We start from the raw sequence: 10,928 nt of genomic DNA on the forward strand, positions 1-10,928 counted from the left end.
GGCGTTACCCTCCGGGCCGTGTGCTCATCCAGTCGCAATCCTCGTCCGAGACCAGGTACATCAAGATCCAGGTCTGAAGCTTCTCCGACTCGTCGATTCGCCGGTCCAGGACGAATAGCGTATCGCCCCTGAAGGTCTCCATCGGTCGAATGTCGAAGTCGTGCGGCACGAGGGTGTCCACACACGCTTGTGAGAGGTCTGGCGAGAGGATCCCGACCCAGGTCTTGGCGGTGAGCACCGGCATCGGTTCCATCTTCAGTGCCGTCTGGTCGTGGTGGGTGAACAGGAAACCGCCGCCGGGACGTGGGAATAGTTGCCGGAGTTGCGAACTTTCCTCCAACTGCTCGCGGTACGGGATATGCTCGATGTCGATGCGTTCCCGGAGGTCGGCCGGGACCCCCTTCCGCCTCGCCACCGGGATATCCAGCGTGTCCACCACCTCGCCCCGCAGGTTCAAGACGAACATCTCGTCCAGCCCGGACCAGCCCTGCACGAACCGTCCGTCGGCGTACGCAAGAGAACCGATACTAAAAAGGCTCGCATAGGACCAGTTGTCGGTGCTGAGCGACGCGACGTATTCCCGGGGGAGTCCGCCCATGCTCGTGAATTCGTCCGTGGCCGGCCGCCAACGAGTCAGCGATGTTTCGCGCTGGAGTTCGAAATCCGTCATCCAGACGTCCTGGCCGATCACCACCGGGGGCGTGATTCCGCCCAGCGCGGGAAAGTCCACAACCCGAATGGTCTCTCCGGTGTTTCGGTCGAAGACGTTCACTCGCCGCGACCCTGTGGTCTGGGCGGCTACGGTCGAATCGTCGATGAGCATCGGAGCTCCGGGCCCGCCGCGAAACTCTCCCGGCCCCTCTCCCGGCCGTCCGTACACAAGCATCAAACTGCCGTCTCTGCGGAACCGGAGGACCCGTGCCGAAAAGATGTCCGATATGTAGAAGGACCCGTCGAGGGGGTCGACGACCAGAGCGTATGGGTTGCCGATGTACAGCGTGTCGCCTTCCGGCAGCAGAAGGCTGTCGACGGCAGTGAGGGTTGGCCCCGCCGCGTCCCCAGTCACGCGTTCGCCGGACTCGGAGCCGCAGCCCGTGATCAGGAACATGCCACCGGCGAACAACGCGACGCCGACACGACGGGACCAGCCCACTACTGTCCCTTAATCGTCGTCAATGACGACGACGATGGGGGGCGCCACGTAGCAGCAGACGGGCGCGCCGGCCGCGCACGCGCCGGGGCACTCGAAGTTGTTGAAGCTGAGAAGCACCTGCGGCGGGCGCTGCGCCGTGGCCCCGAAAGGCACGACGGCCAGAACCCCCATCAGCGCCACGATGGCGAGCGCCCCGGTGACCAGATTGCGTCTCTTCATTTTAGCCGCTCCTTGTGTTGGGTGGCTGCAGCTCCGCGTTCCGCCCTACTCCATCTCCCTCTGTTGTTGATTCGCCTCGTGTTCCAATACCGACAACGCGTCCACGGCCTCTCGCAACGAACGTCCGTCTTCCAGAGCGTCGAGGAGAGGGCTTGACGGCCCGTAGACGCGCTCGGCACGAAAGAGGACACCACCACCGGAGTCAACCACCAATTCAATTGGCGTGCGCAGAGGCTCGATCTGCACGCCCCTGAGGTATCCGTCCGTCCTTACCCCAGTCGTGAGCAGAATCCTCCTCTCGTTGTCTTCCGGTTCACGAGCGAGCAACAACTCCACGTTCACCCCCGACATCCGCTCCCGGTCCAGCCATTCGGCCAACACGGACGAGCACCGGAGGCATTGGCTGGGATCGACCACCACGACGACGGTCGGCTCGCTTTGGGTCAGTTCCCGGAGAGTAGTACCGTCCGAGAGCGTCCAATCCATGGCGTCCGAGGCATGGTCCATGTTGCAACCGGCTACCGCAGTCCACGCGGCGAACCGACAAGTAGCCGCTACGCCGTGTGCACGTCCTGAAATGTTCGCCAATTGGGTCATTGTCAGTCGTAAGCCGAGGTTGTTCACCATCGGGATTGCCGGGAGGAGAAACGGACCCGACGGAGCGCAATATGAACCCCAAGACGCTGGGCCGCAAGGAACGTACACGCCTTGGGGGCTTGACACATCGCCGTATATAACTAGATTGTTGACTAGTTTATCAGCGGACGGAGGATGGCAGGATGCGCGAGGTAGGCACGTTCGAGGCGAAGACGCACCTCTCGGCGCTGCTCGAATCGGTAGCAGCCGGCGAGACGATCATGATCACGAAGCGAGGACGTCCCATGGCGAGGCTCGTTCCGCCGAAGACTTCCGATCTCCAGACGGTGGACGCGGCCGTCGCGAGGCTGAAGAATCTCCGCGAGCAGTTCGGCACCCTCTCGGTCGACGAGATCCTCGCCTATCGAGACGAAGGCCGCCGATGAGATCGCTTGTCGTCGACTGCTCCACCGCAATCGCCTGGACGATGCTGGACGAATCGTCTACCCTGGCTGACGCGGCGCTGGAACGGCTGAGGGCCTGGGGCGGCGTGGCGCCGCAGATCTGGTGGGCGGAGCTGCGCAACGCTCTTCTCGCGGCCGAGAGGCGGGGCCGCGTTCCGCCTGCGGGCACGGATGCGGCGCTCGCGGCGCTTGACGACCTTCCCATCGTGCTGGACCGCACGCCGAGTGGAGCCATGGTTCTCCGGATCGCACGGGAGCACGACCTGACCGTCTACGACGCGATGTACCTGGAATTGGCGCTACGGCTGAACTGTCCCCTTGCGACGCTGGATCGAAAGCTCGCGATGGCCGCGGCGGAGGCCGGGGGCACGGTGTTCAGCGCGGACGCCTGACGGGATCCGTCTCGACTTCGGCGGGCGGACTATTCGGGGACGGCCGACATCGACTGGAGGCGCGCCTTGAGCGGGGGCGGGATCTCGATGCCCTGCCAGTCGCGGCTGCCGTGGTCGCGACGGGCGCAGACGACGGTCCAGTCGCTGCGGGCCACGACGCGAGTTACCCTCCGGGCCGTGTGCTCATCCAGTCGCAATCCTCGTCCGAGACCAGGTACATCAAGATCCAGGTCTGAAGCTTCTCCGACTCGTCGATTCGCCGGTCCAGGACGAATAGCGTATCGCCCCTGAAGGTCTCCATCGGTCGAATGTCGAAGTCGTGCGGCACGAGGGTGTCCACACACGCTTGTGAGAGGTCTGGCGAGAGGATCCCGACCCAGGTCTTGGCGGTGAGCACCGGCATCGGTTCCATCTTCAGTGCCGTCTGGTCGTGGTGGGTGAACAGGAAACCGCCGCCCGGCCGCGGGAAAAGTTGGCGCAGTCGCGAACTCTCCTCCAACTGCTCGCGGTACGGGATGCGCTCGATGTCGATGCGTTCCCTGAGGTCGGCCGGAACGCCCTTCCTCCGCGCCACCGGGATGTCCAGCGTGTCCACCACCTCGCCCCGCAGGTTCAAGACGAACATCTCGTCTAGTCCGGACCTGCCCTGCACGAACCGTCCGTCGGCGTACGCAAGAGAACTGATCGAAAAAAGAGTCGCATAGGACCAGTTGCCGCTCTTGATGGACGCAACGTACTGCTCCGGGAGTCCGCCCATACTCGCGAATTCGTCCGTGGCCGGTCGCCAACGAGTCAGCGATGTTTCGCGCTGGAGCTCGAAATCCGTCATCCAGACGTCCTGGCCGATCACCACCGGGGGAGTGATTCCGCCCAGCGCGGGAAAGTCCACAACTCGAATGGTCTCTCCGGTGTTTCGGTCGAAGATGTTCACTCGTCGCGAGCTTGTAACCTGTGCGGCTACGGTCGAGTCGTCGAGCACCATCGGAACCCCTGGGCCGCCGCGAAACTCTCCCGGCCCCTCTCCCGGCCGTCCGTACACGAGCATCAGACTGCCGTCTCTGCGGAACCGGAGGACCCGTGCCGAAAAGATGTCCGATATGTAGAAGGACCCGTCGAGGGGGTCGACGACCAGAGCGTATGGGTTGCCGATGTACAGCGTGTCGCCTTCCGGCAGTAGAATACTGTCGACGGCAGTGAGCGTCGGTCCCGCCGTGCCTGCGGTCACGGGTTCACCGGACTCGGAGCCGCAGCCCGGGATCAGGAACATCCCGCCGGCGAACAACGCGACGCCGACACGACGGAACCAGCCCACTCTGCCCCCCTTACCGTCCTGGGATGTTGGATTCGGGGAGGGCGGACATCGTCTGGAGGCGCTTCTTGAGCAGCGGCGGGATCTCGATCCCCCGCCAGTCGCGGCTGCCGTGCTCGCGGCGGGCGCAGACGACGGTCCAGTCGCTGCGGGCGACGACTTCCCCCTCCCCGGAGCGGTCGACCGTGAACTCAGCGGAGTAGCGGATCGCCTTGCGGCGCACCTCACGCACCCGAAGTCTCACTTCGACCTCGTCGCCGTAACGGACGGCGCCCAGGTAATCGCACGAGACGGAGACGCGCGGCATCCCGAACACGGAATCCTCGCTCCAGCGGAAGCCGACGAGGCCGAACGAGCGGTAGAGCGCGTGCTCGGCCTCCTCCATGAACTTCAGGAGCGCCGTGAAATGGATGAGGTTCGCGGTGTCCGTATCCGCGAACTCCACGCGCCGCGTGTAGACGAACTCGGAAGCCATGCGGCAATCTATCACCCCTTCGAACCCTGGCAGCCCGCGATCTGGTCACGACACCAGGGTCGGCGGGCCGGGAGGCGCAGTGTCGGTTGAACCGAGGCACATCACGATCGAGCGGCGGGTGCGCTTCGCCGTGCTGGAGCCGCAGGTGCGGCCGGCGACCGAGATCTGGTTCGCCCTGCACGGATACCACCAGCTCGCTCACCGCTTCCTGCGCCATTTCCAGCCTATCCAAAGGGGCGCGCGGTGCATCGTCGCGCCCGAGGGCCTGCACCGTCACTACATCGACCACGAGTCGCGCAAGGTCGGCGCTTCGTGGATGACGAGCGAAGATCGTCTCACGGACATAGAGGACTACGTCGGCTACCTCGACCGCCTCCACGCGCACGTCCTCGCCGAGGAGTCCCGGCAGACGTCAGGCGGCTCGGCGCCCCCGCGAATCGTCGGACTCGGCTTCTCGCAGGGCGTCCACACCCTCTGCCGCTGGCTCGCCTTCGGCCGCGCCCGCATCGACCGCGCGATCCTGTGGGGTGCCACCGTCCCGCCCGACCTCGACCTGAGCGAGCACGGCCACGCGCTCTCCGCCGCCGACCTCCATCTCGTCGTCGGCGACGAGGATGAGTACTACGACCGCGCCGCAATCGACGCCCACGAGGCGCGGCTACGCGCGGCCGGCGTCGCCTTCACCTCCCACACCTATCCCGGCGGCCACCGCCTCGACGCCGGGCCCCTGCGGCGCCTCGCCGAGCCCGGTGGAACGGGATAAGGCACCGCCGCCACCGCCCCGACTAGGGCGGGGGTTGCCGCACAATGTCGTACCGAACCACATACGGGATGTCGAAGGCATCCCTTTCCACGACCCAGCACTCCGTCAGATCCGCGAACCAGATTCCACCGGGAGGTCGAAGCCGGCCGATGACCGATCCCGAGCCATCGAGCACCAGCCACTCGCGCTCACCGTCCTCTTCTCTCAATCCTGCCAGCCAGGTGGTTCCGTCGTTACCCAGCACGACAGACGCCACGGGGGGAAAGTAGCGGTGTTGCTCGTAGAACTCGCGCAGGGCGCGGGCGTGGGCTCTCCGATTGTTGATGCTTGGCCTATCTATGGAGCTGGCGATCTGGTCATCAAAGAAGTCCGGTGGCACGGGGCGGGGCTCATATTCGAAGCTTCGCCGGTACACGGTGTCGCCGTGAAGGTCGATTCTCGTAACTTCGAACTCCGCGGGGGCCGTGCCCCCGTCCCAGCTCCGACGCTTCACCACAACGCCGCTCGATCCGTCCGGAGCGAAGGTTATCAAGTCCTGGTCCTGAATCGGCGAAACGACCCATGACTGGCCACTAGCCATCCCGGCGGTGATCTTGCGGATGAGGCCGACAATCGATTGTCGAGCTAGCGTGTCGCGCAGGGCCCCATCGAGCTCCGTGACGATGAAGGGGACTTCCGAAGCCGCCATCAGGCCCCCGGGGGCCGTCGTGACTTCGGCAGATGCGACAACCTGGCCGTTGGCGAGTACGGCGAACGGGATCCATCGCTGAATCGATCCCGGGACGTCGGCCCGGTACTGGATCGTTTCCGCTTCGCCGGTCGCTACGTCGAAGAACGTAAGCCGCCGCGACATCGGATCCGTGACCCAAAGTCGCGATCCATGCCACCCCATCCGGTTCGGCCGCATTAACTCGCCGGGCCCCTCCCCTCGACGGCCGAGGTCGCGAACGAATTCCCCGGCGCGCGAAAAAACCCGCACCGTGCCGTCCTGCGGCTGCAGCACGAATACATGCTCGGCATCTGCGACAACCCCGCCGACCCGTGACAGTCCATAAACCGGATCGTCAACACTCCCGATCGTTACGCCACGCTCCAGCGTCCACTCCGGTATCCGGCCCGAGACCTGGCCGGATACCGGAGCGACACCAAGCGCCAGCGCGTATCCGAGAAGTAGACCCCTCATCATCGGTTGACTTTGGGCAATCCCTCCAGGTCCCGGGAAGGCGGTTCGCATCCTCTTCATCGTTTTCGACGGCGGCGGCGGCGGGCTTCGAGGCGGCGGAGGAGGAGGGGGCTCACGAGGGCCGACGTCGTGCCGCCGATGAGGGCGAGGATGCCGACCGGGCCGGGGTTCGAGAACATCGGGGCGCTGATCTGGATGTTCATCCACATCCCGAGCGCCGCGAACACGACCGCGCCGACGACGAAGCCGAGCCAGGTGAGCCGGATCACGGGGCGGTGCGCCGAATCAGAGGGCCGCGCCGGGCCGCTATGAGCCGCCGTCCCCGTCGTCGCCGCCGGGGAGGCCGACGGTGGCGATGCACTCGATCTCGACGCGCGCGTTCAGCACCAGGCCGCCCACCGCCAGCGCGCTGCGCGCCGGCCGGTCGTTGGGGAAGAATTCCATGTACGTGCGGCTCATGTCTCCGAAATCCGCGATGTCGGCCAGGAAGACCGTGCACTTCACGACCTCGTCCAGCGACGAGCCGTAGCGCTCGAGGGCGTCCTCGATGTTGCGCATCGTCTGCTGCGTCTCGGGGATGATCCCGCCCTCGACCAGCCCCTCGCCGGGCACGGTGCCGAGCTTGCCGGCCAGGTAGAGGACGTTCCCCACCCGCACGGCCTCGGAGAACGGGGAGTTGGGCCGTCCGCCCAGGTACTCGACGGAGTGCATCATCTCGGCCATCTCGGCGTGTTCCTGCGCGGCGAGCGGCGTCGCGGGCACGAGGGCCGTCCCGAGCAGCGTAAGAACCGCGGCGAGCGCGAGAGCCTTGGCGGGAAGCTGTTTCCTGGTCATTTCTCCTCCTTCGAAGCCTGTCGCAAGTTTATGGCGTGATGCGGGTCATCATGCGGGGGAACGCGATCGTCTCGCGCAGGTGGTCGATGCCGCACATCCACGTCACCGTGCGCTCGACGCCCAGCCCGAACCCGCTGTGCGTGAAAGTGCCGTATTTTCGGAGGTCCAGATACCAGTCGTAGGACGCCTCCGGGAGTCCTTCCTCGCGGATGCGCGCGAGTAGCTTGTCGTGGTCGTCCTCCCGCTGGCTGCCGCCGATCACCTCGCCGTATCCCTCGGGCGCGAGCATGTCGTTGCACTTCACCGTGCGGGGATCCTCCGGGTTCTCCTTCATGTAGAAGGCCTTGACCCCCTTCGGATAGTCGAACACGAAGAGCGGCTTGTCCCGGCCCTCGACGAGCAGCGTCTCGGCCGTGGCCCCGAGGTCCGAACCCCACTCGATGTCGCTTCCCTTCGACTGCAGGAAGGCGACGGCGTCGGTGTAGCTGATGCGGTCGAACGGTGGCTGGATGGCCTCGAGCTTGGAGATGTCGCGGCCGAGCGCTTCGAGCTGATCGCGCTGGTTGTAGAGGACGCGCTTCACGATCCAGCAGACGAAGCGCTCCTGGAGCGCCATGTTCCCGTCGGAGTCGATCCAGGGGGCCTCGGGTTCCACCATCCAGAACTCGGTCAGGTGCCGGCGCGTCTTCGATTTCTCGGCCCGGAAGGTGGGGCCGAAGCAGTACACCTTGCCGAGCGCCGCGGCGGCGGCCTCCACGTAGAGCTGCCCCGTCTGCGCGAGGTACGCGGTGCCGAGATCGAAGTACTCCGTCTCGAACAGGGTGCCCGCCGACTCGCCGATCGCGCCGGTGAGGATGGGGGTGTCGACGTGGACGAACCCCTCGTGGTGGAGGAAGTCGTGGATTGCGCGGATGACTTCGTCGCGGATGCGCATGATCGCGATCTGCCGCGCGCTCCGCAGCCAGAGGTGGCGGTTCTCGAGGAGGAAATCGACGCCGTGCTCCTTGGGCTGGATCGGGAAGTCGGTCGACGGCCCCAGCACCTCGAAACCCGACGCGGTGAGTTCGACGCCGGAGGGGGCGCGAGCATCGGCGCGCACGACGCCCGTCACGGCGACGCACGCCTCGTGCCCCACCGTGGTCAGCGGTTCCCATGTCTCGGGCGGGATCTCGTTGCGGACGAAGACGCACTGGACCTCGTCCGTGCCGTCGCGAAGCACGAGAAAGGAGATCTTGCCGCTGGAGCGGAGGCGCCGGACCCAGCCGCGGAGACGGACTTCGTCCCCGATGCGGGCGGGCAACTCGCTTATGGTGACGGTGTGTTCGGACATGTGCGGCGACAAGTTGCGGCTCCGTTCGGGACGGGGCAAACGCAGGACGGGGCGAACGCGGCCGCCGCGGTGCCGGCCGGGTCAGCCGACGTGGTAGAGCGCCTCGCGCCGGGCGTAACGGAGATCGAGTTCGTGGCGGAACCGGCGGTGGGCCGGCTTCGAGAGCCCGGGGTCCGCCTCGACGATGGCGCGGGCCCGCCGGCGCCCGGTTTCCAGCAGGTCGAAGTCGCGGTCCAGTTGCGCGAACCTCAGGAGGACGGCGCCGTGCTGCTCCTTGCCGAACAGGTCGCCCTGGCCGCGGATCCGGAGGTCCTCCTCGGCGAGTTCGAAGCCGTCGGTCTTCTTCTCGAAGGCGACGAGCCGCTCCGACGGCGTCTCGGAAGCGTGGAAGACGATGCAGTAGGACTGCTCGGCGCCCCGCCCGACGCGGCCCCGCAGCTGATGGAGCTGGGCAAGGCCGAAACGCTCGGCGTCTTCGATGATCATTACGGTCGCGTTGGGGACGTCGATCCCCACCTCGATGACGGTGGTCGCGACCAGGAGGCCCGTGTCGCCCGCGAGGAAGCTCCGCATCGCCTCGTCCTTCTCGGCGGAGGAGAGGCGTCCGTGCAGGAGCCGCACGGCGATGTCCGGGAAACGGGCCTGGAGCTGCTCGAACATGACCGTGGCGGCGCGGGCCTCGAGGGCCTCGGACTCCTCGACGAGAGGGTAGATGACGTACGCCTGGCGGCCCTGGGCGAGCTGGTCGCCGAGGAAGTCGAAGGCGGCATCGCGGCTCTCGGGGCCGCGCACGGCGGTTCGGATCGGCCGGCGCCCGGGGGGAAGTTCGTCGATGATCGAGAGGTCGAGGTCGCCGTAGAGGACGAGGGCGAGGCTGCGGGGGATCGGCGTCGCGGACATCACGAGGGCGTCGGGGGCCTCGCCGCTCTCGCGCAGCCGGCGGCGCTGTTCCACGCCGAAGCGGTGCTGTTCGTCGATGACGACGAGCCCCGGGGCTGCGAACTCGACGCCTTCCTGGATCAGGGCGTGCGTGCCGACGATGAGGCGGGCGTCGCCGGCCGCGATCCGCTCCAGGGTCTCCCGCCGCGCCTTCCCCGTGACGGCGCCGGTCAGGAGCACGGGCTCCACGCCGAGCGGCCCGAGCATCTTCTCGAACGTCCGCCGGTGCTGCTCCGCCAGCAGTTCCGTCGGGGCCATGATCGCCGCCTGGCGCCCCGCCTCGACCGCCTTGAGCATGGCGAGCGCGGCAACGACCGTCTTCCCGCTCCCCACATCCCCCTGCAGCAGGCGGTTCATCGGCGCGGGCCGGGCCATGTCGGCTTCGATCTCGGACCAGGCGCGGCGCTGGGCCGCGGTGAGCTTGAAGGGGAGGGCCTTCAGGAGCGAGCGCGTGAGCGTGGACGGGGCGTCGAAGGCGACGCCGCGGACTTCGTGGCGAAGACGCGCCCGGGCTCGGGCGTGGAGAAGCTGGAGAAAGAAGAGCTCCTCGAAGGCGAGGCGCCGGCGGCAGGGCTCGACCCGGGAGACGGCGGGCGGGCGGTGCAGCGTGCGGAGCGCCTCCGCGAGCGGGGGGAGGGAGAGTTCCTCGAGCCAGCCGCCGGGAAGCGGGTCTTCGTCTCCGAGGTCGGAGAGGAGACTTGCGAGGTTCAGGTGGATGACGGCGCGGATCTGCCGGTGCGTGAGCCCCTCGGTGGCGGAGTAGACGGGGAACACCCGTCCGGCGGCGGGACGCTCCGCGGCGGGACGCGTCTCAGGGGACGCCGAGCGTTCGGCGGACTTTTCTGCCGCGGCGGCTCGATCGTCGGAGGCCCGGCTCAGGACGATGTGTTCGCGCGGCTGGAGTTGTCGGCCGTGGTAGAAGCGCACGGGTCCGGAGGCGAGCAGCAGGTCGCCCTTGTCTATCGTGCGGTCGAGCCACGGGCGTCCCGGCCAGGCGCATTCGATGTGGCCGCTCCCGTCTCGGAGCACGGCCCGGAAGACGCGCAGCCGGCGGCGCGTGGGGATGACGCCCTTCGAGACCACGCGCCCGATGACCGTCGCATCCTGGCCGACCTTCAGCTCGGAGATCGCGTCGACCGTCGTCGCGTCCTCGTACCGGTACGGGAGGTGATAGAGAAGGTCGCGTCCCGTATGAACGTCGAGTTTCGCGAAGCGCTCCGCCCGCCGGGGGCCCACGCCCTTCAGGTACTGCACGGATCCCCGCAGGATGGAGCGCCCCGCCGTCACGCGA

General features: G+C 67.0%; 14 protein-coding genes. 3 read left to right on the forward strand and 11 right to left on the reverse strand.

The window, feature by feature from the left end:
* Positions 1-4 precede the first annotated feature (4 nt).
* Genes RN743_RS00645 through RN743_RS00655 form a run of 3 tightly spaced genes read right to left on the reverse strand, consistent with a single transcriptional unit; the run spans position 5 to position 1,858 of the window.
* Complete coding sequence (locus RN743_RS00645; protein ID WP_310775181.1) at positions 5-1,108, reverse strand: hypothetical protein; 1,104 nt, start codon at positions 1,106-1,108, stop codon at positions 5-7.
* Between the two features lie 54 nt (positions 1,109-1,162).
* Positions 1,163-1,372: a hypothetical protein gene (locus RN743_RS00650; protein ID WP_310775183.1), complete on the reverse strand. Its 210-nt coding sequence runs from the start codon at positions 1,370-1,372 to the stop codon at positions 1,163-1,165.
* A gap of 45 nt (positions 1,373-1,417) precedes the next feature.
* Positions 1,418-1,858, reverse strand: a complete 441-nt coding sequence (locus RN743_RS00655; RefSeq protein WP_310775185.1) for a hypothetical protein — start codon at positions 1,856-1,858, stop codon at positions 1,418-1,420.
* Between the two features lie 293 nt (positions 1,859-2,151).
* Here RN743_RS00655 and RN743_RS00660 point away from each other — a divergent pair, with 293 nt between their 5' ends.
* Together RN743_RS00660 and RN743_RS00665 are read left to right on the forward strand one after the other, a co-directional pair.
* Positions 2,152-2,394 (forward strand): type II toxin-antitoxin system prevent-host-death family antitoxin, encoded by a 243-nt coding sequence (locus RN743_RS00660; RefSeq protein ID WP_310775187.1) that lies wholly within the window; start codon positions 2,152-2,154, stop codon positions 2,392-2,394.
* Positions 2,391-2,804 (forward strand): type II toxin-antitoxin system VapC family toxin, encoded by a 414-nt coding sequence (locus RN743_RS00665; protein WP_310775189.1) that lies wholly within the window; start codon positions 2,391-2,393, stop codon positions 2,802-2,804. Before RN743_RS00660 ends, RN743_RS00665 begins: the two co-directional genes overlap by 4 nt.
* Before the next feature lie 29 nt (positions 2,805-2,833).
* On the opposite strand, the gene RN743_RS00670 is transcribed toward RN743_RS00665, so the two are convergent.
* From RN743_RS00670 to RN743_RS00680, 3 genes are all read right to left on the reverse strand, one after another.
* The gene (locus RN743_RS00670) at positions 2,834-2,959 is read right to left on the reverse strand and encodes a hypothetical protein (protein ID WP_310775191.1); all 126 of its coding nucleotides are present in this window, start codon (positions 2,957-2,959) and stop codon (positions 2,834-2,836) included.
* 8 nt (positions 2,960-2,967) lie between these two features.
* Positions 2,968-4,029 (reverse strand): hypothetical protein, encoded by a 1,062-nt coding sequence (locus tag RN743_RS00675; RefSeq protein ID WP_310775193.1) that lies wholly within the window; start codon positions 4,027-4,029, stop codon positions 2,968-2,970.
* Positions 4,030-4,126: 97 nt separating this feature from the next.
* Positions 4,127-4,588, reverse strand: coding sequence for a thioesterase family protein (locus RN743_RS00680; protein WP_310775195.1), 462 nt, complete (start codon positions 4,586-4,588; stop codon positions 4,127-4,129).
* A 79-nt stretch (positions 4,589-4,667) separates the two neighbouring features.
* Between RN743_RS00680 and RN743_RS00685 the strand changes: the two genes are divergently transcribed.
* A complete protein-coding gene (locus RN743_RS00685) occupies positions 4,668-5,351 on the forward strand; it encodes a hypothetical protein (RefSeq protein WP_310775197.1) in 684 nt (227 codons plus the stop codon).
* A 22-nt stretch (positions 5,352-5,373) separates the two neighbouring features.
* Here the strand turns inward: RN743_RS00685 and RN743_RS00690 are convergent, their stop codons facing one another.
* The 5 genes from RN743_RS00690 to recG all read right to left on the reverse strand — a co-directional run bounded on the left by RN743_RS00690 (position 5,374) and on the right by recG (position 10,924).
* The gene (locus RN743_RS00690; protein ID WP_310775199.1) at positions 5,374-6,585 is read right to left on the reverse strand and encodes a 6-bladed beta-propeller; all 1,212 of its coding nucleotides are present in this window, start codon (positions 6,583-6,585) and stop codon (positions 5,374-5,376) included.
* Between the two features lie 5 nt (positions 6,586-6,590).
* Positions 6,591-6,803, reverse strand: a complete 213-nt coding sequence (locus RN743_RS00695; RefSeq protein WP_310775201.1) for a hypothetical protein — start codon at positions 6,801-6,803, stop codon at positions 6,591-6,593.
* Between the two features lie 37 nt (positions 6,804-6,840).
* On the reverse strand, positions 6,841-7,368 hold the full coding sequence (locus tag RN743_RS00700; RefSeq protein WP_310775204.1) for a RidA family protein: 528 nt from the start codon (positions 7,366-7,368) through the stop codon (positions 6,841-6,843).
* 28 nt (positions 7,369-7,396) lie between these two features.
* Positions 7,397-8,698, reverse strand: a complete 1,302-nt coding sequence (gene asnS, locus RN743_RS00705) for an asparagine--tRNA ligase (protein ID WP_310775206.1) — start codon at positions 8,696-8,698, stop codon at positions 7,397-7,399.
* Between the two features lie 81 nt (positions 8,699-8,779).
* A complete protein-coding gene (recG, locus tag RN743_RS00710) occupies positions 8,780-10,924 on the reverse strand; it encodes an ATP-dependent DNA helicase RecG (protein ID WP_310775208.1) in 2,145 nt (714 codons plus the stop codon).
* Between the last annotated feature and the right edge of the window lie 4 nt (positions 10,925-10,928).

This window comes from Candidatus Palauibacter scopulicola (genome assembly GCF_947581915.1).
Classification (GTDB): domain Bacteria; phylum Gemmatimonadota; class Gemmatimonadetes; order Palauibacterales; family Palauibacteraceae; genus Palauibacter; species Palauibacter scopulicola.